The organism is Kocuria sp. TGY1127_2 (genome assembly GCF_013394385.1).
GTDB lineage: Bacteria > Actinomycetota > Actinomycetes > Actinomycetales > Micrococcaceae > Rothia.
Map to the genome: position 1 here is coordinate 954105 of NZ_AP022834.1, position 22277 is coordinate 976381.

The 22277-nt window shown below is 60.0% G+C and carries 28 protein-coding genes and 1 tRNA gene; 12 read left to right on the forward strand and 17 right to left on the reverse strand.

Features of this window, described 5'->3' with window-relative positions:
- Window positions 1-33: 33 nt before the first annotated feature.
- Window positions 34-106, reverse strand: a tRNA-Ala gene (locus sake_RS04270).
- 90 nt (window positions 107-196) lie between these two features.
- On the opposite strand from sake_RS04270, the gene sake_RS04275 reads away from it, so the two are divergent.
- The gene (locus sake_RS04275) at window positions 197-1099 is read left to right on the forward strand and encodes a LysR family transcriptional regulator substrate-binding protein (RefSeq protein WP_129360036.1); all 903 of its coding nucleotides are present in this window, start codon (window positions 197-199) and stop codon (window positions 1097-1099) included.
- Here the strand turns inward: sake_RS04275 and sake_RS04280 are convergent.
- Window positions 1035-2060: a mechanosensitive ion channel family protein gene (locus tag sake_RS04280; protein ID WP_129360035.1), complete on the reverse strand. Its 1026-nt coding sequence runs from the start codon at window positions 2058-2060 to the stop codon at window positions 1035-1037. The genes sake_RS04275 and sake_RS04280 overlap by 65 nt on opposite strands.
- 96 nt (window positions 2061-2156) lie before the next feature.
- On the opposite strand from sake_RS04280, the gene sake_RS04285 reads away from it, so the two are divergent.
- The 3 genes from sake_RS04285 to sake_RS04295 all read left to right on the forward strand — a co-directional run bounded on the left by sake_RS04285 (window position 2157) and on the right by sake_RS04295 (window position 5019).
- Window positions 2157-2588 (forward strand): NUDIX hydrolase, encoded by a 432-nt coding sequence (locus sake_RS04285; protein ID WP_197964454.1) that lies wholly within the window; start codon window positions 2157-2159, stop codon window positions 2586-2588.
- Window positions 2589-2634: 46 nt separating this feature from the next.
- Window positions 2635-3666 carry an ABC transporter substrate-binding protein gene (locus sake_RS04290; RefSeq protein ID WP_129360034.1) on the forward strand — a complete coding sequence of 344 codons (1032 nt, stop codon included), beginning with the start codon at window positions 2635-2637 and terminating at the stop codon, window positions 3664-3666.
- A gap of 132 nt (window positions 3667-3798) precedes the next feature.
- Window positions 3799-5019 (forward strand): pyridoxal phosphate-dependent aminotransferase, encoded by a 1221-nt coding sequence (locus sake_RS04295; RefSeq protein ID WP_129360033.1) that lies wholly within the window; start codon window positions 3799-3801, stop codon window positions 5017-5019.
- 61 nt (window positions 5020-5080) lie between these two features.
- Here the strand turns inward: sake_RS04295 and sake_RS04300 are convergent, their stop codons facing one another.
- Together sake_RS04300 and xseA are read right to left on the reverse strand one after the other, a co-directional pair.
- Entirely contained in the window at window positions 5081-5320 is a 240-nt protein-coding gene (locus sake_RS04300) for an exodeoxyribonuclease VII small subunit (protein WP_129360032.1), read from the reverse strand.
- Window positions 5321-5385: 65 nt separating this feature from the next.
- Window positions 5386-6711 carry an exodeoxyribonuclease VII large subunit gene (gene xseA / locus sake_RS04305; RefSeq protein WP_178945515.1) on the reverse strand — a complete coding sequence of 442 codons (1326 nt, stop codon included), beginning with the start codon at window positions 6709-6711 and terminating at the stop codon, window positions 5386-5388.
- 98 nt (window positions 6712-6809) lie between these two features.
- Between xseA and sake_RS04310 the strand changes: the two genes are divergently transcribed.
- On the forward strand, window positions 6810-7742 hold the full coding sequence (locus sake_RS04310; protein ID WP_129360030.1) for a hypothetical protein: 933 nt from the start codon (window positions 6810-6812) through the stop codon (window positions 7740-7742).
- Here sake_RS04310 and sake_RS04315 read toward each other — a convergent pair.
- From sake_RS04315 to sake_RS04335, 5 genes are all read right to left on the reverse strand, one after another.
- The gene (locus tag sake_RS04315; protein WP_129360029.1) at window positions 7739-8944 is read right to left on the reverse strand and encodes a DNA recombination protein RmuC; all 1206 of its coding nucleotides are present in this window, start codon (window positions 8942-8944) and stop codon (window positions 7739-7741) included. The two genes, sake_RS04310 and sake_RS04315, sit on opposite strands and share 4 nt — an antisense overlap.
- Before the next feature lie 107 nt (window positions 8945-9051).
- Window positions 9052-9204, reverse strand: coding sequence for a hypothetical protein (locus sake_RS04320; protein ID WP_178945516.1), 153 nt, complete (start codon window positions 9202-9204; stop codon window positions 9052-9054).
- A complete protein-coding gene (locus tag sake_RS04325) occupies window positions 9201-9359 on the reverse strand; it encodes a hypothetical protein (RefSeq protein ID WP_178945517.1) in 159 nt (52 codons plus the stop codon). Before sake_RS04325 ends, sake_RS04320 begins: the two co-directional genes overlap by 4 nt.
- A 119-nt stretch (window positions 9360-9478) precedes the next feature.
- On the reverse strand, window positions 9479-9595 hold the full coding sequence (locus sake_RS13605; protein ID WP_178945518.1) for a hypothetical protein: 117 nt from the start codon (window positions 9593-9595) through the stop codon (window positions 9479-9481).
- A gap of 5 nt (window positions 9596-9600) precedes the next feature.
- On the reverse strand, window positions 9601-9756 hold the full coding sequence (locus sake_RS04335; protein ID WP_178945519.1) for a hypothetical protein: 156 nt from the start codon (window positions 9754-9756) through the stop codon (window positions 9601-9603).
- A 99-nt stretch (window positions 9757-9855) separates the two neighbouring features.
- Between sake_RS04335 and sake_RS04340 the strand changes: the two genes are divergently transcribed.
- Genes sake_RS04340 through sake_RS13405 form a run of 3 tightly spaced genes read left to right on the forward strand, consistent with a single transcriptional unit; the run spans window position 9856 to window position 11624 of the window.
- Window positions 9856-10314: an OsmC family protein gene (locus sake_RS04340; RefSeq protein WP_178945520.1), complete on the forward strand. Its 459-nt coding sequence runs from the start codon at window positions 9856-9858 to the stop codon at window positions 10312-10314.
- 19 nt (window positions 10315-10333) lie between these two features.
- Entirely contained in the window at window positions 10334-11419 is a 1086-nt protein-coding gene (gene ychF / locus sake_RS04345; protein WP_178945521.1) for a redox-regulated ATPase YchF, read from the forward strand.
- Between the two features lie 52 nt (window positions 11420-11471).
- On the forward strand, window positions 11472-11624 hold the full coding sequence (locus tag sake_RS13405; protein ID WP_243155736.1) for a hypothetical protein: 153 nt from the start codon (window positions 11472-11474) through the stop codon (window positions 11622-11624).
- Window positions 11625-11781: 157 nt separating this feature from the next.
- On the opposite strand, the gene sake_RS04355 is transcribed toward sake_RS13405, so the two are convergent.
- Window positions 11782-12363 carry a TetR family transcriptional regulator gene (locus sake_RS04355; protein WP_129360026.1) on the reverse strand — a complete coding sequence of 194 codons (582 nt, stop codon included), beginning with the start codon at window positions 12361-12363 and terminating at the stop codon, window positions 11782-11784.
- 76 nt (window positions 12364-12439) lie between these two features.
- On the opposite strand from sake_RS04355, the gene sake_RS04360 reads away from it, so the two are divergent.
- Window positions 12440-13519 carry a KR domain-containing protein gene (locus sake_RS04360; protein WP_129360025.1) on the forward strand — a complete coding sequence of 360 codons (1080 nt, stop codon included), beginning with the start codon at window positions 12440-12442 and terminating at the stop codon, window positions 13517-13519.
- Window positions 13520-13596: 77 nt separating this feature from the next.
- Here sake_RS04360 and sake_RS04365 read toward each other — a convergent pair whose 3' ends face one another.
- Window positions 13597-14007, reverse strand: coding sequence for a VOC family protein (locus tag sake_RS04365; RefSeq protein ID WP_129360024.1), 411 nt, complete (start codon window positions 14005-14007; stop codon window positions 13597-13599).
- A 113-nt stretch (window positions 14008-14120) separates the two neighbouring features.
- Here sake_RS04365 and sake_RS04370 point away from each other — a divergent pair, with 113 nt between their 5' ends.
- Window positions 14121-15110, forward strand: coding sequence for a YafY family protein (locus tag sake_RS04370; RefSeq protein ID WP_178945522.1), 990 nt, complete (start codon window positions 14121-14123; stop codon window positions 15108-15110).
- Window positions 15111-15121: 11 nt separating this feature from the next.
- Here sake_RS04370 and sake_RS13285 read toward each other — a convergent pair whose 3' ends face one another.
- From sake_RS13285 to sake_RS04390, 4 genes are all read right to left on the reverse strand, one after another.
- Window positions 15122-15286: a hypothetical protein gene (locus tag sake_RS13285; protein ID WP_197964455.1), complete on the reverse strand. Its 165-nt coding sequence runs from the start codon at window positions 15284-15286 to the stop codon at window positions 15122-15124.
- 425 nt (window positions 15287-15711) lie between these two features.
- The gene (locus tag sake_RS04380) at window positions 15712-16503 is read right to left on the reverse strand and encodes a GDSL-type esterase/lipase family protein (RefSeq protein ID WP_178945523.1); all 792 of its coding nucleotides are present in this window, start codon (window positions 16501-16503) and stop codon (window positions 15712-15714) included.
- 106 nt (window positions 16504-16609) lie between these two features.
- On the reverse strand, window positions 16610-17542 hold the full coding sequence (locus sake_RS04385; protein ID WP_129360021.1) for an alpha/beta hydrolase fold domain-containing protein: 933 nt from the start codon (window positions 17540-17542) through the stop codon (window positions 16610-16612).
- A 91-nt stretch (window positions 17543-17633) separates the two neighbouring features.
- Window positions 17634-18476 (reverse strand): SDR family oxidoreductase, encoded by an 843-nt coding sequence (locus sake_RS04390; protein ID WP_129360020.1) that lies wholly within the window; start codon window positions 18474-18476, stop codon window positions 17634-17636.
- Window positions 18477-18965: 489 nt separating this feature from the next.
- Between sake_RS04390 and sake_RS04395 the strand changes: the two genes are divergently transcribed.
- Entirely contained in the window at window positions 18966-19559 is a 594-nt protein-coding gene (locus sake_RS04395; protein WP_129360019.1) for a TetR/AcrR family transcriptional regulator, read from the forward strand.
- Between the two features lie 465 nt (window positions 19560-20024).
- Here sake_RS04395 and sake_RS04400 read toward each other — a convergent pair whose 3' ends face one another.
- Window positions 20025-20606 (reverse strand): YdeI family protein, encoded by a 582-nt coding sequence (locus sake_RS04400; protein WP_178945524.1) that lies wholly within the window; start codon window positions 20604-20606, stop codon window positions 20025-20027.
- Between the two features lie 99 nt (window positions 20607-20705).
- Window positions 20706-21392: a TetR/AcrR family transcriptional regulator gene (locus tag sake_RS04405; protein WP_178945525.1), complete on the reverse strand. Its 687-nt coding sequence runs from the start codon at window positions 21390-21392 to the stop codon at window positions 20706-20708.
- Window positions 21393-21456: 64 nt separating this feature from the next.
- On the opposite strand from sake_RS04405, the gene sake_RS04410 reads away from it, so the two are divergent.
- Entirely contained in the window at window positions 21457-22212 is a 756-nt protein-coding gene (locus sake_RS04410) for an SDR family oxidoreductase (protein ID WP_178945526.1), read from the forward strand.
- Window positions 22213-22277 lie beyond the last annotated feature (65 nt).

The window sequence follows — 22277 nt, forward strand, 5'->3', positions numbered from 1 at the left end:
TCACGGAACGGGGTTTCTGCTGGAACGTCGACGTGGAGCTAAGGGGAATCGAACCCCTGACCTTTTCATTGCGAACGAAACGCTCTACCAACTGAGCTATAGCCCCGAGCAACCCCTCTACCGTACTCCCGAGCGCGCTCGTGCACAACTCGGAAACGGTATCCGGAGGGAGGAGCACCGCTGATAAGTTAGCACCATGAGCGACTCGCCCTCCGAGAATTCCCCCCATCACGACGACGCCCCTCGCACGCCTGCGCCAACGGGCCGTCAGGAGCCTATCGGTCCGCCCAGCGAGGGGTTGACGGTGGGGTTTGTACCCGGGGTCATGCCGGGTAAATGGTTCGCCCGGTGGGATGAGAGATTCGGCCGGTCGACGCCCCTCGAAAGACTCGCCCTGGAGGAGGGAACCGGCCTGCGTTCGCTCACTTCGGCAGACGCCCACATGGTTCTGGTGCGTACCGAGGCAGAACCGGAATGCCTGGATAAAACCCGTTTTCACGCGGTTCATCTCTACGAAGAGAAGCCCGTTGTGCTACTGCCGGCCGACCACGTCCTGACCATTTTCGACGAAGTTCCACTCGAGGAGCTCGCCGAGGAATTCATGCTTCAAGAACCCGAGAACATTCCGGAGTGGGCGGCGGTTAGCAACGAAAACCGGAATGCTAATCCACGGAAATTGCCGAGTATGCGCGACACGGGGGATGCGGTCGAACTGGTTGCTGCGGGCTTGGGCCTATTGATCGTGCCGATGTCCGTCGCGCGGCACCACCACCGCAAGGACCTGACGTACCGGATAGTCGAAGACATGCCGAGACGATCGGTTGCGCTCGTGTGGACCAAGGACGTCGATGGATCGCGCAGCGACGAAGACGAAAGTGTCCTTCAGGAATTCGTGGGGATCACGAGAGGCCGTAAAGCGTCGAGCTCTCGTGGTGCTTCGGGTGCGAAGGCTGATCAACAAGTAACCGGCCGAACCACAAAACGCCCGGCACCGGTTCGAAGGAAACCGGGCCGGGCGTCATCGTCCGGAGGAGCTAATTCTTCGAAGGCTCGCTCGGCGAAGAATCCTCGCTCGAAGTCGAGGGGGAAGAAGAAGTAGTGCCGTTTGACCGCGCGGAGACGATTGGCATGGTTTGCGTTCCGTGAATCACTGACTGGTTCAGCAGAGGAATGTGCAGACCATTGTGGTCCAAAGCCTGTTTGACATAGACGCGGAGGACGCGGGCGACGTCCCACTGCTGAAGAGGAGCCGTGCGAATCGCGATTCGCATGGTCAGGTACTCGCCGGTCATCTCCTCAACACCCCAAACCTCGGGTTTGCCGCGAATCGAGTGGCCGACTTCGGTCTCGGTCTTGACTCGCTCTGCGGCATCGAGCAGGAAGCTGGTGACACGATCGATATCGCAGTTGTAGGGGACGGGGACATCCACGATGGTTCGAGCCCAACCTTGGGACTGGTTGCCCACGCGGAGGATCTCGCCGTTGCGGACGTGCCACAGGGTTCCCTCGACGTCGCGCACCTGCGTCACGCGCAGCCCTACTGACTCGACGGTTCCGCTGGCCTCGCCCAGATCGACGACATCCCCGATACCGAGCTGGTCTTCGGCCACGATCGAGACGCCGGCCAAGTAGTCCTTGACGAGCGATTGGGCGCCGAAGGACAAGGCAACACCGGCGATTCCGGCGCTGGCGATCACCGGAGCGATGTTGAACCCGAGTTCCGAAATGATCATCAGCACCGCGATCGTCCAAATGCCGATGGTCGCGACGGAACGCAAAACGGATCCCACGGTTTTGGCCCGTTGGGATTGCCTCTGACGGGCCGTGACGGCGTCTTCGACCCATTCCTGAGGTCCATTGCTGTTCTTCTTGGCCACGACCCTGGCTTTCGTGCCCCGCGCAATACTGTCCGTGACCTTGTGGATCACGGTCCTCGCGACCAAGTTGATCAACAGGGCGATCAAAAAGATCAGGACGATTCGCAGCGGATGATCGAGCCAGAAGTCCAGACTTGAGACGTCCGTGAGGAGGTTGCCGGAATTCTCGGCTGTGAGTTTCATAAGTTCAATTTTAGGAGAGCACGTTGAGACAGTGCCAAATATCAACTCAGTACACGCTGGACGTGCATAAACGCATGTGCAACTAAGATTGAACCCATGGCTCTTGAGATGGACACCCGACCTGCCGCTTATGCGGTCATCATTGAACAAGGCAAAATGCTTCTGACCCACTGGACGGGGGAGCGGCACCCTGAAAGAGCCGGATGGACACTTCCCGGCGGCGGTCTGGAAATCGGCGAGACGGCCGAAGAAGCTGTTATCCGTGAGGCATACGAGGAAAGCGGGTACGACATCCAGCTCGATGGGATCCTCGGAGTAGACAGCAAGTATTACGACGACGGTCGTGAGCGGCCCTTCCACAGTTTGCGTATCCTGTACCGTGCGATCATCACGGGCGGGAAAGCGGAGGTGACCGACATCGGTGGATCGACGGACGATGTCGCATGGGTTCCGCTCGAGGATCTTCCCAAGATCCGAAAAGTATCCTTGGTCGAAGTTGCGGCCAAACAGTACGGACTGGCCTATTGAGGGCAGCGAGAGCCTGCCCCACCCCTAATGCCACGAGGAGATTACTGTGAAGCGTTGGATGCTGCCGGTCATTGCGTTGTTGACGTCCGTCGCCGTCGTGCTGAGTGGTTGCTCAGGTGCAGGTGAGGCCGACCCCGACCCGTCGGCATCAGACTTCCGGACCATTCGCATCGGGAAAGGGATATCACACGAATCCGAAGTGGTTGCCTACCTCTATGCGGGGGTTCTGTCTCACGCCGGGTACAAGACCGACGTAGTCGACTCTCCGGACAGCCGCACCGACTACGTGAACCAGATGGCCAGGGGAGACGAGAATTCCGTCGACATCACCCCTGATTACTCGGGAAATCTGCTGCTCGATCTGACCGACGGGGGCGCCGAGAACCCGCAGGCTACCGCCACTCCGACGGCCAGCGAGAGCGACGCGAGCGACCCTCGCGCAAGCATGACACCGTCGACGACGCCCACCCCGAGACCGGCCTTCAATATTCACGGAATGTCCAGTAGCGATATTTCCTCGACGCTGCCCAAGGTTCTGCCCGAAGGGGTGACAACGCTCAACACCGCCACTGCTGAGAACAAGGATGCTCTGGTGGTCAATCAGATCACTGCGGCCAAATACAAACTTTCCACGATCGATGATCTCGCGGCCCACTGCAAGGAACTGAAGTTCGGGGTGCCCAGCGGTTTCAAGGACAAGGCTTACGGCAGCAAGGGGCTCCAAAGCCTCTACGGGTGCGAGCCCGGAAGTTACCAAGAGGAAGACGACCAGGAGAAGCTTTCGGATCAGCTGGCCGACGGAAGCGTCGGTGTAGCCGATCTGTTCACTGCCTCCGCAGCCGTCAAGGACAACGGCTATGTGGTTCTGGAAGATCCGAAGGCCAATTTTATCGCCCAACAAGTCGTTCCTGTGGTTCGATCGAAGGAGTTGCCGTCCCCGGCGAAGAACGCCATCAACGACCTTTCCGGCAAGTTAGGGACCGGGGACTTGGAATTCCTCAACAGACTCACAACGGGTGACCGTCCGATTTCAGCTCAGGATGCGGCACGATTCTGGCTCAAGGAAAATGACTCCTGAGGACCTGTAATGCGGTGAAAACACGTTGTGGTTATGGCGGCGGATGGCGGCCAGTGAGCTAATCTGAAACCTTCGCGAAGGCGATCGTGACATAAATCTGTTCACGCTCAGATGGAGGGTACTCTAAATCACATGGCACAATTCCGGCAGTCAACGAAGCTGAATAACGTCCTTTACGACATCCGAGGCCCGGTACTCGAGGAAGCCCAGAAAATGGAGGCGCAAGGACATCGCATCCTTCGCCTGAACATTGGCAACCCCGCACCATTCGGTTTCGAAGCGCCGGACGCGGTCATGATGGATATGATCCGTCACTTGCCCGAGGCTCAGGGGTATTCGGACTCACGGGGGATCTACTCGGCGAGAACTGCTGTCGTCCAGTACTACCAGACGCGCGGGATCCGTAACCTCGACACTGACGACGTGTACATCGGCAATGGCGTCTCGGAAATGATCACGTTGTCTCTCCAAGCCTTGTGCAACCGGGGTGACGAAATCCTCGTCCCCACGCCGGATTATCCTTTGTGGACGGCTTCTGTGGCCCTCTCCGGTGGTACACCCGTCCATTACCAGTGCTCAGAAGAAGACGGCTGGAATCCGGATATCGAAGATATCGCGTCGAAGATCACTCCTCACACCAAGGGCATCGTGATCATCAACCCCAATAACCCGACCGGGGCGGTGTATTCCAAGGAGACCCTTCAGCAGATCGTGGACCTCGCCAAGGAACACGACCTCATCCTGTTCTCCGACGAGATATACGAAAAGATCACCTACGACGATGCGGAAATGATCAACACCGCTACTCTGGCCGGCGAGGACGCCCTGTGCTTGACGTTCTCCGGTCTGTCCAAGGCTTATCGCGTGGCAGGATACCGTGCCGGATGGTTGGCGATCACGGGACCGATGTGGAAAGCCAGCGACTACGTTGAGGGCATTAAACTCCTCGCCAACATGCGTATGTGCGCGAACGTCCCTGCCCAACATGCGATTCAGACAGCCCTGGGTGGTTATCAATCGATCAACGATTTGATCCTGCCCGGGGGCAGGCTGCGTGAACAGCGGGACATCGCTCATAGGAAGCTCAACAGCATCGACGGCGTAACATGCCAGCAGGCGAAGGGCGCACTCTATTTGTTCCCGAAGCTTGACGCAGAGAAATTTGGGATCGTGGACGACGAGCGCTTCGCCCTAGACCTTTTGAAGGAACAGAAAATTCTGGTCAGCCACGGCACCGCGTTCAACTGGAAAGCACCGGATCACTTCCGTCTGGTCACCCTGCCGGACGTCCAGACACTGGACACGGCCTTGGACCGTATCGGTGAATTCCTGAGCGGGTATCACCAGAACTGACGTGAGTCTTGGCCCTGGAAGACATCGAACATTCGCACTGTGGCTTCCATGCCAGGAAGCGCTATTGGGAAGGTTCCTGATCCGATTGGGCGCGGCGCTCTTTCGCCGCGTCCAACCTCTTCTTCGCACCGTCCAACCATTCTTCGCACCGTTGTGCGAGTGCTTCCCCGCGCTCCCACAGGGAGAGGGATTCTTCGAGGCTTGAGGCGCCGGACTCGAGTTTGGATACGATTCCCATCAATTCTTCCCGAGCCTGTTCGTAGCTGAGCTCTTCAACGGGGGTGAAGTCTTCTTGTGGCATGGGGCTCCTTTGCGAGGGTTTCGGTCTGTTCTCATTCTTCAATGGTCGGGTTGTTATGTCGTGTTTCAGCCGGGTTGGTCCCTGGGATCGTCGTCGCGGATCTTGTCCACGGTGGCTTCAAAGCCTCCTGCAGCCACACGAACCTCGACAGGGATTCCGGGCTCCAAGGTTCGGGCATCTTGTACGACGGACCCGTCCCGACTCTGAACCACCGCGTATCCCCGGTCCAGCGTTTTCTGAGGGGAAAGGGACCTGACCCGAGACCGCAGATGAGCGACGGATTCTTGGTGGCGATCCAACGATACGGTGACGGCGCGCAATACACGCGCTCTTGCCGCATCGGTCTCTTCTTCTCGAGCCATGAGCATGGTTTCGGGGTGTGCCAGGACCGGCCGGGATCTGTACTGGGCTAAACCGTTGGACTCACGATCGATGAAAAGCCTGACCACGCGTTCGGTCGTGGCTCGCGCCTGGCCGATGCGCAATCGTTCTTCCTCGACATCCGGTACGACGGTTTTGCCTGCATCCGTGGGGGTCGAGGCTCGCCAGTCAGCAACGTAATCGAGAAGTGGCTGATCGGCCTCGTGGCCAATCGCCGAGACCACCGGTGTGCTCGCCTGGGCTACGGCGCGGATCATCGCTTCTTCGCTGAAAGGCAGCAGATCTTCCAGCGCGCCTCCGCCTCGGGCGATGACGATCACGTCCACGGATGCGTCTTCGTCAAGTTCGCCGAGTGCCGCCGTGACCTGGGAAAGCGAGTTGACCCCCTGAACAGCGACCTCTCTGACTTCGAATTGGGCTCCGGGCCATCGCAACCGAGCGTTGCGGATGACGTCTTTCTCGGCATCCGAATCACGGCCTGTGATCAGCCCAATCTTCTGTGGCAGCACCGGCAAGGGTTTCTTCAGCGCCGCATTGAACAGGCCCTCTGCTTGGAGTTTCCGGCGGAGGCGTTCGATGCGCTCGAGCATGTCTCCGAGGCCGACCTGCCGTATCCCGCTGCCCAGCATGGAAAGCCGACCGGTTTTCTTCCAAAAATCCGGTTTGAGGCGGACAATGACTCGCATTCCGTGTTCCAAGTCGCCCTCAATCCGGGCGGTCTCCTTGGGGAACAAGCTCACGGGTACGGAGATTTCTTCTTCGAGGTCCCGCAGTGTCAAGTAGGTGACACGGGCGCGCTTCTTGAGCTCGATGATCTGCCCCTCGACCCAAATGGGGTCGCACCGGGAGATATATTGGTTCATCTTGGCAGAGAGCAAGTGCAATGGCCACGGGTTCTCCGGGGTTGTGTCTCGCGCGAGGTTCGGCAGGGGCGGCCTCTGTGTCTGGTCGGCTGCGCCCAACCCTGCTTCGGTGCGATCTGGCTGATCTGAGGATGGCGAGTTGCTCATGGTTAATGACTACCAGGCCTGACCGACAGAATAAGGATCCCGGCCGCATTGTGGACGAAGATACAGCGTGAATTGTGCCGAGCGATTACGGTTGCCTTATGTCCAGCTCCCCGTCACAAACGCTCCGTTGGGTGTCCGCGTCCATAGCGGCCGTACTTTCCGTGTGCCTGGCTGCCCTGACCCTGGTTCTGATTTGGTTCCAATTTACGGTGAGCGATGAAGCCCACTTCGTGTCGAGCGCCAACAGCGTGGTTCAGGATGAGCAGTTCCGTTCGCAGCTTGCTGACGACGTTGCACAAGACATCATGAGTTCCGAGAAAGTGAACCAATATTTGGGGGACGGGTCCGACACCGGGACTTTTGCAGGAATCCAGAGTTGGGCCAAGGACCGCGCATCGAATCTGGTGCGGTCCACCGTTGCTGGCGTCGTCGACTCGAAGGACTTTCGGGAAACGTGGAAGGAGATGGCCTCCTCTACCCATTCCGCCAACTTCGACGATCCCTCGTCATCGACGCTGATGGTGGACGCAGGGCCGCTGTACCAGGCCTTCAACGATCGGGTGCAGAGCACTGTCCACCTGGACTTGGGTCTTGACGAAGGTTCACACCGCGTCGAATTGGAAAACGCTCCCCAGGATGGGGGCGATGCGCCCATGGCAAAGTTCCTGCACCGTGCGCAGTCTCTGTCCGCCGTTTCCCCTGCCCTGGGTGCGGCGGCCCTGGTCGTAGCACTTCTCGCGGCTCTTCTGGCGCCCCGTTCCAAAGCGCTTTTTCTGGCCCTGGCCTCGGCCGGCACCGGCCTGGCCACGTGGTTGGCGATGACGGTTCTGTCGGCCCGGTTCAACACCCAGATGGGCGCTGTTCAGGGCACCGAGGGGCTCATCGCTCAGCATTTCGGGGAGGCGATCACGGCCAACGTGCAGACCTGGGCGCTGACCAGCATGGGTGTGGGGCTGGGCATTGCTCTCGTACTTGTCATCGGTCACGTCCTGACCTCCGCGCGACAAGGCAATACGTCGCATACGTTCTAGTCGCCGGATGGGTCGTTGGCCCCGGGACGAAGATCTTGGAACTCGGGTGCGGTCAGGGGCTTCGGCGAGACGTCCACGGGACTGGCCTCGAGCCGCTCATCCGACGGAGCCGTGGGATCCATTTCGTTGATTTTCCTGGCCGTCACGAAGACCCGTGATTCCATCGAGCCAAGCATCGCATTATAGGACTCGACGCTACGGCTCAGGGCGCGCCCCATGCTCTGCAGATGCCCTCCAACGCTGGAGAGCCTCTCGTACAGTTGGCGTGACAAGGCCAGCAGATCACGGGCATTCTGCGAGACGGCTTCTTGCCGCCACGAGAGCGCTACCGCTTTGAGGGAAGCCAACAAGGAGACCGGGGATACCAGCGCTACACCGCGGGACGAGGAATAGTCCAACAAGCCTGAGTCGGCACGTAAGGCGGCCGACAAAGCAGATTCCATGGGCAGAAAACACAGCACGATTTCCGGCGACGTCTCACGAGCATCCCAATACCGTTTGGACGCCAAAGCGTCCACGTGCGAACGCACTGCTTTTGCATGTTTGCCTTCCCACGCCGCCTTTTCCGCTTCCTCGATGGCTTCCTGGGACTCGAGATATGCATCTAACGGAGCCTTGGAATCCAGGACCAACTCTTTGCCTCCCGGAAGGGTCACCACCATGTCCGGGCGGAGGCGTCGAATCTTCCCCGTCTCGTCCTGGACCTCGGAAACGACCTGCTCGGAATAGGACACGTGGCGTTCCATTCCTGCCGCCTCGACGACACGACGAAGCTGCGTCTCTCCCCACGTCCCTCTGGCCGTAGTGGAACGCAGCGCACTCGACAAATGATGTGTGGATTCCCGCAGTTCATCCTGGCCTCGACGTGAGACCTCCAATGCTTCCCTGACGGAGCCGAATTGGTCGGCGCGCTCGCGTTCCATCTGACGCACCTGCTGCTCGACCGTCGCCAACTGGTTCTTGACCGGGGCGAGGGCACGCAATACGTCCTGGTCCGTACGTGCGCGTTCCTCGAGACTCTCCACACGTTGAGCCAACAGTTCCTTGCCCTCCACTGCGGCGGACAGATCATTTCTCAACCGGGAGTTCTCTTCGGCAAGATCTACTCCCGAAGTCCGTGAACGGGCGCCCAGGACGAACCCGAGCACCCCTCCGATCATGAGAGCCAATAGCGCTGAGAGTACAAGGGGAAGTGCGGTCATATTTCTACTCTGCCAGTGGCGACTGACAACTTAAGGAAATGACAGGTGTGCGAACCTGCACGGACTGGCCACCTCAGCCCCTTGGTATCCTGCCGGCACGCGTGGCTTCAGACCCAACTGTTGGCCAGTGCCTCGAACCGGTTGCTCGCACTCGTCTTCCGGATTACGGAGAAGAAGGCGACGCCGGAACGATCCGCGAGGGTTCGTCGAAGGTCGATCAGGGTGAAAGTTGCGATATCCGTCGGGTAGCCGCTGGTCAATTGGCGAGCCCGGAACGGGGCGGAATCTCGACCGTCCGATCCGAAGTCAGCGCGGGAACTGCATATTTTAGGGAGCCTGAGGAGACCGAGAGGTCCCGATCTACGGTGCTTGTCAGCAGATAGCGGGCGAGTTCATCCGAGAGGCTCGTGGTCATGGTGGTTCGGTCCCCGTCGGTCGAGACCGACCGGACTTCGGGCAGGGACGAGGCATCGAGGTCGTCGGGCAGTATCGCCGTGACTTGTCGCGGTGCAGCGTGGCCGCATACTCGTCGATCTACCCGTCGACGAGTATGCGGCCCGCGCCGATCCGACCCCGGGAGATCGCGGCGTGCGGAGTCTCCCCGAAGATTTCGACGGATCCCGAGGACGGTCTGGTCAGACCCAGGATCATATCGATCAGAGTGGACTTTCCGGCCGCGTTGGGCCCAACATGCCGATGATCTCACCAGCTCCGATTTCGACGTCGATCCCGTCGACGGCATTGAACCCTCGCCCCGACCCGTCCCTGAAACTCTTAATGAGGCCCTGGGCCTCGATGACCTTGTCTTCCATGTTTCAAGGCTCCCCGTTCCCGGGAGCCGGTACGCATACGTCATGTCACGATTTGACCATAACGTTTGTGAGGGCTTTCGGATGGGGCAGGATGAGGTCATGAGCGAGAATACGAAAGCACAAACTCCCCGTGAGGACGACCCCGGTTACCGTTCCGTCGAGGTGCAGAGGCTCGGCAAGACCCGTTATCGTGCGACCAACTCCTCCGGCGACTCGGTCGAATTCGGACAAGGCGAGGGGCTCATGAGCCCGGTCGAGCTTCTTCTGGCCGCGATCGCCGGGTGCTCAGCGGTGGACGTCGACGTGGTCACCTCCCGCAGGGCGGAGCCCGAGGAATTCCGCGTTGTCTCGAGCGGAATCAAGTACAAGGACGATGAAGGCGGAAGCCGGTTGCGCGACGTCGAGCTGGCTTTCACCGTGAAGTTCCCGGAAAGCGAGGTCGGTGAGAAAGCGGCCTCCATGGTGCCGCGTTTGGTGGAGCTGGCACGCACCAAGGACTGCACCGTTTCCCGAACGGTTGAGCATGAGACGGATGTCAGTATGCGGGTTGAGGACTAGGCCGGTAAGGTAAGTCAATGTGGCTTTAACTATCGGAATCGTGGGGCTGCCCAATGTGGGCAAGTCGACCCTCTTCAATGCACTGACCCGCAGCACCGTCGTCGCCGCGAACTACCCGTTCGCGACGATCGAGCCGAATGTTGGCGTGGTGAATCTTCCGGATCCCCGGCTGGATCGTCTCGCCGAGATCTTCGGGTCCGAACGGATTCTGCCCGCGACGGTGTCCTTCGTGGATATCGCTGGAATCGTGAAGGGTGCTTCGGAGGGCGAGGGCCTGGGCAATCAGTTCCTCGCGAATATCCGCGAGGCCCACGCGATCGCGCAGGTTGTACGTGCTTTCGACGACCCGGATGTCGTGCACGTGGATGGCAAGATCGACCCCGCCTCCGATATGGAGACGATCAATACTGAGCTCATCCTGGCCGATCTGCAGACTCTCGAAAACGCGATTCCGCGCCTTGAGAAGCAGGTCAAGATCAAGAAGGGCGACGCCGCCCAGCTCGAGGCGTACAAGGAGGCCCAGAAGATTCTGGAAGCGGGGGAGACGATTTTCCGCGGGGCTCCCGGCGCCAAGCTGGAGACGGCTTACTTGCGTGAGCTGAATCTGTTGACCGCAAAGCCGTTCATCTACGTCTTCAACTGCGACGATGGTGTCCTCCAGTCCGAGGAACGCCAGCAGGAGCTGCGCGATATGGTTGCGCCCGCCGAAGCCGTGTTCCTGGACGCTAAGCTCGAGGCCGATATCGTCGAACTGGACGAGGACGAGGCCCGCGAGATGTTGGAGATGTCCGGGCAGGACGAGTCCGGCCTGGACAAGCTCGCCCGGACCGGTTTCCACACGCTCGGCCTACAAACGTACCTAACCGCCGGTCCAAAGGAATCCCGTGCCTGGACGATCAGCAAGGGCGACACCGCCCCCCAGGCCGCCGGCGTGATCCACACGGACTTCGAGCGCGGCTTCATCAAAGCGGAAATCGTTTCCTTCGAGGACCTGGATTCTTTGGGCTCGATGGCCGAAGCCAAATCCGCCGGCAAGGTCCGGATGGAGGGCAAGGACTACGTGATGCAGGATGGCGACGTGGTGGAGTTCCGTTTCAACGTCTAACGTCCGAACGCATCCCTGCGGATCGTCGGAGCGCAAGCTGCACCATGGGTTCATGACTTCCGTGACCCTGTCCCAGTTCCGCAACCAGCAGAGTAACGACATCGTTGCCGAGCAGTGCGGCCCCGCCGAGATCACCTCGCGCGGTGTTGCTGAGACGCGGCGAATAGGAGCGAATCTCCCCACGGCGATGTCATGCATGAACTAGGCGTCTGGACCTGCTCGATTTAACGCGCAGGGGCGCGCTGTCAGAGACCATCTCTCGTGGACTTCGCCTTGTGGCTACCCACTGGTTATCGTGCGTCAAGCTCGTCCGGCGTCGTCAGGTCATCGTTGGGAGAATCGGCACGCGTGGTTCACCATGCCTACCGCATGTCTGTCAACGTGGTGTCGGTAGAGAACCACCTGATGGTGCCGAGCGCTCTTGTGAGGTGATCCGTGAAGCTCGCGTGCGTGTGGTCTGTCAGAGCACGGTTGAAAGCGGAGCGGAAAGCTTCGGCGCACAGGGCGCCGATCAGTGCGGCGTCGGCTTCATCGTCCCCATGTCGTATGAGTGATCGCGCGATGGCCGCGCCGATGCTTGCCGTCTTGGTGCGGTCGCGTTCCTGAAGTTCTGCACTGGAGGCGATGATCGCCTGTCTCCGCCGCTGGGCGTCGATGTCGCCGAGAAGGTGTGTGCCTACCTCGTTGAGCACGTGCAAGGCCTCGGCTTTCGCGGAGTTCGGAGACACGAGCTCCAGTCGACGCTCGAGCGCGTTGACGATTTGGTCGGAGCCAGCGAAGAGCACTTCACGTTTGTCCGGGAAGTAGCGGAAGAACGATCTGCGCGTGAGGTCTGCACGTTCGGCGATGTCGCTGATGGTGACGGCTTCATAGCCGCGCTCGGAGAACAGATCCAGCGCCGCGCGGCGCAACCTATCACCGGCATCGGGTTTCCAACGAGGCATATCTCTAGGCTAGCCGACGACTGCACTCTGTGCCATCATTGTGATAACACACAGTGCAATCGCAAAAGGAGTCCCCATGAGTGGGAAGATCAGCGAAGAGATCTGGATCCTCGGCGCGACAGGGCGAGTTGGTCGCGCTCTGGCGGCGCGTTTGGTGCAAGACGGTGGGCGCAGCGTAGTCCTTGTGGGGCGGAGTGAGGCCCGATTGCAACGGGTGCGGGCCGGGGTAGGGGGCAATGCGAGGATGCGGGTCCTTGAGGGCACCGACGCGATCGTTGAGGCTGTGCGGCACGACCGCCCGCAAATGGTAGTTAATCTGCTCGGTTCGTATACGGAGACCGCGACCGTCATCGCGCGTGCGTGCATGCCAGGCGGCGCTTATATCGACCTGGCCAACGATCTGACCGCCTTGCGTGCCCTCCTCGAGATGGGCGACGAGGCGAACGATGCCGCAAGTACGCTGATCACGGGTGCCGGGTTCGGTGTCGTCGGAACAGAGGCTGTCGTTGCCCGCCTCTGTCAGGGGCGGCCCACTCCGGAAGCCGTGCGGGTTGACGCGCTGGCTTCGTTTGCCTCCGAGCGCGGCGTGCTCGGTGAGGCGTTCGCGCACACCTCCGTGGAAGTACTCAGTACCGGTGGACTGAGCTACCGCGAAGGCAGGCTCGCCCCTGTCCGGCTCGGGTCAAACCTGCAGCGGCACGCGCTGCCGGATGGGACCACCGTGGCCTCTGCTGCGGTGCCCTCGGGGGAATTGCTCGCCGCCCGCAACGTCAGTGCAGCGCCGAACGTTGATTTCACCTCCGCTCTCGCCCCGACCTCACCTGTGCTGCGGTCATTCCTGCCGTTGGTTGGCCGCCTGGTCAAGCTCCCGGCGGTACGGAGGCTCATGATCCGGTTGATGGCCGCATCCAAGACAAAGGATGCTCCGGCCCCGCGACCGCACACTTGGGGGCACGCTGTCATCACCTGGCCGGAGGGCGCGCGACGGCAAGGTTGGCTACGCGCCGACGATGCCATGGACTACACCGTCGCCATCCTGGCGGCGATCGTTGCCAGGATGGCTTCTGGAGATAAGCCTCATGGAGCGTTCACACCTGCAGCAGCCTTCGGTCCCGCGATAGCAGCGGAGGCTGGCGGAGTGTTTATTGATGAGTAATCGTCGAGGACGTGGTGTTCGGTGACTGGGAAGCACGCTGAGCGGGCGCCTGCGTGCCCTCACTACATTTCAAGGTTCTACTCCTGAGCGTCGGTCGCGAATCGGGAGCGGGATGCCTTGCCGATCGGTGTGAAGAAGTTGATCAGGTTCCCGTCGGGATCCCTGACGAGCAGGGAACGATTTCCCCAGGGCATGTCCGTGGGTTGATTGACGAATACTTCGACAAGATCCTGAAGTCTCGCGTAGGTCGCATCGACATCGTCGACAAGGAAGTCCAAGGTGATGCTGCGGTTCGCGCGAGCCTCGGCGGCATTGTCCCCGAGTAGCGGAACCGTGGCAGTGCTGGCGATGGCCAGCGTGCCGGTCGGAGTGCGGAGCTCAGCAAACATCGGGTGAAGCCGGTTGGCGGTGATTCCAGTGGTTGTTTCGTAGAACGCTACGAGCGCGTCGACGTTGTCGGTGATGATGCGGGTGGCTGCCAATTGCATTGCTGTTTCCTCCTGAGGTGAATCGGAAAGTGACCTACGAACCCGGCCACGGACTTGACGCTAATACCTATACCGGGCGATACCTGTCCGGTATTTGAGGAATGATGGGTGTCATGGTCGGTCCCACCGCGCGAGCCTTGCACATGCTCGAACTACTGCAATCCGCGCAACTGCGCACTGTTTCCGAGCTGGCAGAACGCCTCGACGTCGACGAACGGACGATTCGCAGAGATGCGGCGCGTCTGTACGATCTGGGAGTGCCGGTCGAAACTCTACGAGGGCGGTACGGCGGATATCGGCTCGCACCCGGCCAACGCGTCCTCCCGCTTATGTTCAGCAGAGAAGAAGTGGTCGCGGTCTTCCTCGGACTTGCCAATGCGCAGGCAGCATCACGTGAACCCGGGATTGCCGCGCAGACTGCCCTATCCAAGATCAAACGAGCGATGCCGACCGCTGATGCGAAGCGGATCGACATGCTGCTCGGAGTGATGACGGGTTCGTCCCAGTATGGGGGAGCGGCACCCGACCCAGCCGTGATGCTGACTCTGGCGGAGGCCGTGAACCATCGAGACGTCCTCGACCTGCGCTATCTCAGCGCCAAAGGGGGCCTGTCGTGGCGCACGATTCACCCTTATGCCCTGGTCGCGCACTCAGATCGCTGGTATCTCCTCGCATTCGACACGGACAGGCAGGATGAACGTACATTCCGGGTAGACCGTATCCGGTCGGTCCGCTCAATTGGTGGAACCTTCGCATTGCCGCGGCCGCACGAGACAGAAGGTCACCTCCTCGAGTCCTTTGCCAATGCGGACTACCGGTGGCACGTCGTGCTGCGCATTCGCCAGACAGCGGATCGCATCCGGGCACATCTGCCGCTCAGCGTCGCCCGACTCGAGGGGCTGGACCGTACGGCGGACCAAGGATGCGAAGACGCACCGTCTTGGTATCGAGCCGAGATCCATGCCGAGAACCTCGACTGGCTACCGTCCGTCATCGCGGCACTCGACTGTGAGGTGGTGATCGATCGTCCCAATGAACTCCGAGACCGGGTGAGGGCCACGGCGACGAGGATGCTGCACACGGCCGATGACATCTTAGATTGATCTTGATTCGGTCAAGACGGAATGGCTTGACCGGCGTTCTCGGCAACGCGCTGCAGCTGATTCTCGTACGCTCCGTCACGTGTGTAGACGACCAACCCGGCAAGTAGGACCTGTGTGAAAGCGGCCAGGGCCGCCAACGAGCCTTCGTCCTGTTCATTGTCGGAAGTCTCTTGCATTATTTGTGTCGTTGGCGCGCGGTTATGAGCACGTTCGCCTACGAGCAGGGGCTCACTGTTCACGAAGCATCCGTGGGGGTGCCCATTATTTGAATACTCGACTACCGCGCGGTCGAGCATCGCTTGCAGAAGATCGCGGGGACTGTTCTTTCCGGTCCCGGCGTGGGTCACCGGCCTCGGGTCCGCCTGGTACCGGGCGACAACCTCGTCGAAGAGTGCACGCTTGTCGCCGAAAGAGGTCTACAGGCTCGGAGCCGAGATGCCTGGCTCTCGGGTGAGGCCACCGATCGAGGTCTTCTCATACCCAAACTCTCAGAACAGCCACATGGCTCGATCCAATGCAAGTCCCCCGCAGCCATTGGTTGGTAGGTCGGGTCTCGAACCTTCACTCCTCATCTGTTCCGATTTCCTGCTTGATAACGGTGTCAAACAGTGAGATGACGGACTATCTCGTGGGCGACAGCAAGCATCCCATCCTCATTCGGGTGGTACGACCCGGAAGTAGATTCTACTTCGGACTTGAACCCGAATATCCAAGGCTCTTTGGTGCCAAGACCATGATCCCGACTCAATTCCGACGCCGCCAGCAGCTCTGCGCCTGACCTCTCAGCCGCCAAACGGAAAGCAGCAGCCAGGGCTGCCTGTATATCCGCGAAAGACTCCGTCTGTTTAGGAGTGAAAGGCAGCGAGGCTCGTGCTCTGGCATCCGCGGGGATGATGGTCAGATAGTCGACCAGCAGAATCCGGGGGCTTCGCGCTCGGTCCCGGACTGCCGAAACGATACGTGTCAGTCCGCTCACCACTGCTTCGATGGAATGTTCGGTCGGTGAGGGAATCCCGGTTGCCAACTCCTGGCCCATCATCTGCGTGAGGGGGCTGTTGGGGGCTTTCATGGACCAGGCAGTGTAGAGCATGGATCCGAGGAAGTGGAGGTCGTTGCCTCCCGCGGTAACGGTCACGATGTCCGCATTCGCTGGGACTCCCTGGATTTGAGGGGCAAACGTGGCGCCAGTGCCTGTACGGTGTGATTCCTCAAGGATGGTAGAGGTGGTTGCTCCAGATACCGTGAGATCGATCAAATTGACACCCATAACTTCAGCGGCGATATGCGCGTAATTGCGTTTCGACCGCATCGCATCAGGGTCGGCGACTGGCTCGATGGTTGGACCCGCTGCAAATGAGCTTCCCAGTGATACAAAGGTGCGTTTTTCGGACATCGCAAGCTGCTTTCTGTCGAACGGCGGACAAGTTAGTGACACGCTAGAAGTCGTTGTGTCACTGGAACGACGGATGCTCTCAACACTTCAATAAATGCCGGCATACTCAGCGTGTGTGTTTGGCGATGAAGGCTCGTTGCGCGGCTGCGTGGTCCTCATCCTCGGGGCTTTGGCCCCCGAACCCTCCGTGCGGCATCGCTTCGAATACATGGAGCTCGGCTTCAACCCCTACCGCGAGAAGTTTGCGATGCATGCGTACCGTGTTCGAGAGGAAGAGATCTCGCGTACCGCTTTGGAGAAACGTCGGAGGAAACCCTGTGAGGTCGCCGAAGATCGGCGACAGATACGGATCAGTGAGGTCCGCGCCATCGGCATAGAGATCGTTCACCGTTGCAAGGCTGCTGAGGACATTGTCGACTCCATCGAGAACGGTGAAAGTATCACCAGACTCGGTCAAGTCGATTTCCGGGGTATTGAGAATGAGTGCAGCAGGCAGCGGTAGACTTTCGTTCTTGGCCCGTAGCGCAAGGGCAGCGGCGAGATTTCCCCCGGCAGAACCTCCGCCGACGATGATTCTTCTCGGATCATGCGATTCCAAGAGACGCTGATAAACGGTTGTCGCGTCGTCGAGGGCCGCCGGGTAGGGGTCTATGGGTGGCATTCGATAATCAACGCCCCATGTGACCTGGTTGGAGGAGAGCGCGGCCACCGCAGTCATCGCGCGGCATGCGTCTCCGCCACCCATGAACAGACCGCCTCCGTGGAAGTTGAGATAGATTAACTCGTCCGGCTTCTCACCAACGCCGCCTGGCCTGGCAACATAAACGGTTACCTCGTCAACTGTCAGAGTGTCGATTGAGACGGGGAGTTCGTGACCGAGGAACTGCCGGGCGATATATTCGTTGCTCTGTTCTACAAGATTTATCCACCCTTCGGTGTCGCCGCGTTCGGGAAACTGCGTGGCCGGATTGCGAAATCCGAGCCACCGCTGAGCCTGTGGGCTGATGGTAGAGGGCACCGGATATGAGGGATCGGTCATGGGTGGTTGCCTTTCCTGGACCGTAGAAATTCATGACTGCTGGCCCACGGGGTGGGAATATACGACGTGAAACTCGCCGCTGATACAGGTATCAGGTAAGTGAGCTGGTGAAATTTGGATCTGTGCGTACGGCCCCGACCACTCCACCATCGACAAGCAGGTCAGTGCCGGTGACGAAGGATGCATTTCGGCTGAGAAGAAATGCAGCGGCATCGGCAATATCTGAAGGCGTGCCGATTCGGCCGGTCCCGGAAACGCCGATCATGGCCAGCATTGCCTGTCCATTTTCTCCTGAGAGCTCTAACTGCCCCATGGCAGTGGAGATAATTCCCGGACTGATGGAGTTGATCCGTGCGCCCTGGGCACCCCACGAGCGGCTGGCTGCCTGAACGCGGAGTTGATTCGCCCTCTTGGCCAAACCATAAGCGGCGCCCGTGTCCCCGACTGAGTCGGCAGAAAGGAACGGAAGTGCCAAAAGTTCATCTGCCGGGGCAGTCGCCAACGCAAATTCAACTTCGGGCGACATCGGCGACTTCATATGACCGGCCATGCTGGAAATAATGACTCCGGCGCCTCCAGCACTGATAACAGTGGAGAACTCTTCGAGAACGATTGCGACCCCCAATAGATCAACACGCAGGATCGCATCAACCGGCGCCTGAACTGGTGACAGGCCCGCAGTATGAACCACCTGGGTAATTGGCCCCAGTGCTCGAGCCTTGTCCGCCAAGGCCCGCACAGACTCGCGGGCCGATACATCGACCGCGGCTCCTATCGCATCGAACCCGTCAGCGCGCAGAGCTTCGGTTTTGCCGGTGGCAAGATCCTCGTCGAAATCAGCCAGTACGATCTGACTACCTGCGCCTTGTCGACGGGCGATGGCTTCACCCATCGCGCCCACACCAATGATGACCACAACTTGTTTCTCAGGCATCCGAGTCCTTTTGAAATCGAGACAATTTGTCTTCGTTATGGTGCAAGACTCTACGCTTGAGCTGGCCAGAAGGTATAGCCCTCGCGCGGTGGTGGAACCTTCAGCCCTTTCTCTCAGCGAAGCGCGATGCTGTGCTTGGTAAAGAACGTGTGAGTGCTCACCGAGTGTGGCCACCAGGAGAAGCACGCGGCGGACGAGATTCCCGACCCAATGTGGGGAAGGCAAACGAGAGCGGCTCCGGATCGCGAGTTACCTGGCGAGCGACTGATGCTGCTGGCCATACCATCGTAGAGATCTTTGCCATGGGAAGAGGAGGCGTCTATCCATGAACGTCGTACGACGGGACGAAGGTCTACCATGACGGTCCTCAGGATCATCGCGAGTAAAGGCTTGAAGGGCCGGACCAGCCGATGCCAGCCCAGCTTTCCTGCTGGGCTTTCGCGCAAGTTGTAGTTCTGAATCTTTTGCAAATACGTGGAAGATGGTGTCATGGCAAATGGACGACCGGGCCGTGCTCGTAGCGAGAAGTCTAGACTGGCCATCCTTGAAGCAACGCGTGACGAGCTTGTTGCGCGCGGATACGACAAATTTTCTATCGACCGGGTTTCAGCGATGGCGGGGGTCGGTAAACAGACAATCTATCGTTGGTACCCCACAAAGAGTGCGCTCGTCGCAGAAGGCATCCTCCACGGCAATCTCTCACCGACCATACCGGTTGCTCATTCAGACGACATCCGGAGGGATATCACCGCCTGGATGAGCGATTTCGCTCACGCAACAGCCAACCCGGACAACGCTGCACTGCTTCGGGCCACCACTTCCGCGACTGCCGAGAACGCCGCGGTCGCTGCACAATACGAGGACCAGGTCACGCGAAAAACGCGTGCAGCCCTTGTCTCTCGCTTCCAAGACGCGATCAAAGTCGGGCAGGTGCGGGAAGAGGCGCCAGTTCACGCTGCCGTGGAGGCGCTACTTGGTGCTGTGCTGATTCGAGTACTTACGCGCCAGGAAGTTGACCAGGCGGTCGTCAATGAACTTATCGATGTCGTGTTCATTGGTTTGGGTGTCGTTCGGGAGCGGTAAGAGCCAGCGATAACGCCTAGGCTGGCGGGGCTGCGCTCGCGGGCTGGCGGTTCAGGACGGTTCCAGACGTCCTCGAAGTTAGTGCGACACGCAACGAAGAGGGCTTTGCCCACGTGGGGATCGAACTAGCCAATTCTTGGGCAGGTGGGCACCCTGAGTTTGACTTCGAGCCCGGTCCGCCGAGATGAGCGCCGAGGGCGTCATCTCATCTCGGATCTCGCCTCTGGTCGACTCGTTGGTTTCAGCAAGGGGCTTCTGCACGCCCCAACCCGAAGAAGTCGTTCCCAAACTGAACGAACCGGCCCCGTGCCCGTCTTAAGCTGCGGGAGGGGGAATGCGGCTTCCGGGCGGCCCGGTTTGAACAGTTAGACTATCCTGCGGTCCGGGCGCACTCCGAACCGATGGCATTGGCCCGAGACCTTCCCCCGATAACTCCCCTTGACTAGTTTCCACCTTTGCAGGGGATCAATCGTCCGCTCGACGGGTCTTCAATCGCATCAGGAGTCGGTTCACCCTCTTGGCACGCAATGCCTCATTCGGAGCGGTCAAAATGGGGTGGAGAGCGCTGTAGCGCTCGGAGCGGCTGAGTGCGGCGAAAGCAATTTGGGCCGCAGGCTCCGCGGCGAGCGCCTCGGTCAGCTCCACCGGGACCTCGACCGCGGCCGAACCAGGATAGGCGCGTTCCCAACGCCCATCGGCTTTGGCACGTTCTATCTCGTCGATTCCGCGTGGCCGCAAGCGACCTTCTGAGACGAGACGGGCCACGACGGCGACGTTCCGCTGTGACCACACTGATCCGGTCCGTCGTGGCGTGAAGCGTTGCAGAAAGACATATTCGTCGAATGCTTTGCGCTGCCCGTCGATCCATCCGCTGCACAGAGCTTCTTCGAGCGCTTCCTGGTACGTCAGGGAGGTCGGTGAAGTCGTGCCTTTCTTCGCGAGCATGAGCCAGACGCCGTCGGAATGGTCGTCGTTGACTTCCAGCCATTCCCGCCAGGCGTTGGTTCCGGCGACGACAAGGGGCGAGTCGGTGGAGGATGAGGTCATGGGCTCGGCTTATCTTCCTCTTTCAGATCGGCATGGGCTCCGCGGTCGGACTCAGCGGTCGAGTCCGACCTGGTCCGGCTCTATCCGGGCGGACCGTAGTCAGCGGGGGCGGCCTCGACCGAGGGCGGTCAGCCACTCGATCAACAACTGGGTTTCCGCCTTCCCCAGGGTTTCTGGGCTGGCCGCCGCGATCTCGATGGCCGCGGCGAGCGGGTCGTCTTTCCGGGGATCAGCTCCGGTGATTGCGGCGATAACTCCTTCGCGTACTGCCTCGGAGAGCTCCGGATCGGCTTTCGCGAGGACTATTTGTCGGAGAGTCACGCCGGTGTTGGCCACGAGAACGTGTGCGGCGGCTTGCTCGGGGGAGACGACGAGGCGATTCTGTTCGGCCGCTCGGGTGGTGAGCCCACGCAGGATATCGCTCGCCCGTGACTGAGGTGCCGGCGAATGCCCTGGGCTCACGGTTCCGTACATCAAAGTGTAGAAACCAGGGTTGGCGAGTCCGAAATCGACGTGAGCATCCCACCCCGACCGAATGTCCTGAATCGGGTCACCGGAGGGTTCCATAGATGCCTTCCCGCCCAGGTAGAGATCGAAGCCGTGCTCTATGACCGCGTCAATGAGCCCCTGTTTGGATCCGAAAAAGTGATAAAGGGTCGGCATTTTGACCCCGGCAGCATCGCATACGGCGCGCAGGGAGACTTCTTCGCCGGGGGATGCAGTAATGAGGTCTGCAGCCGCCGAGATGAGCCTTTCTCTGGTGCCGGTTCCGGAACGCTCTGTCATGCTGTTATCGTACAGAACGTATCGCTGATATTGAGTTGCATATCGCTGATATGGGGGTATTGAAATGACTGATCACACCCTGATGTGCAAGAACGTCCTCATCGCCGGAGGCGCCAAGAATCTCGGCGGACTAGTCGCACGGCAGGCTGCTGACGCCGGCGCAAACGTTGCGATCCACTACAACTCCGATTCCAGTCGCACCAAGGCCGAACAGACCCTGGCGGCGGTCCGATCCGCAGGGGTCAAAGCCGAAATCATTCAGGGCGACCTGACTGTTCCGGCGAACATCACGCGTCTCGTCTCGGAAGCAGAGGCCGCGATCGGCACGATCGACGTAGCGGTGAACACGGTGGGAAAGGTCCTCCGCAAGCCCATCGCTGAGACGACCGAGGTCGAATACGATTCGATGTTCGACACCAACGCCAAAGCGGCATATTTCTTCATCCAGGAGGCCGGCAAGAGACTCGCTGATGGCGGAAAGATCATCACGATTGTGACCGCACTCCTCGCTGCATTGACGGATGGTTACTCCACGTATGCCGGCGGCAAATCGCCCGTCGAGCACTCCACCCGGGCGGCCGCCAAGGAGTTTGCCGACCGCGGAATTTCGGTGACGGCGGTCGCGCCCGGCCCCATGAATACGCCGTTCTTTTACGGGCAGGAGACCCCGGAGCGCGTCGAGTTCCACAAATCCCAAGCCATGGGAAACCACCTGACCCAGATCGAAGACATTGCACCCATCGTCCGTTTCTTGGCGTCGGAGGGTTGGTGGATTACGGTCCAGACCATCTTCGCCAACGGAGGTTATACAACTCGCTGACCTGTGCTGGATGACCCAGGACGACGCATGGGGTGGAGACTGCGTACCACGGTGTTCGCACTCGA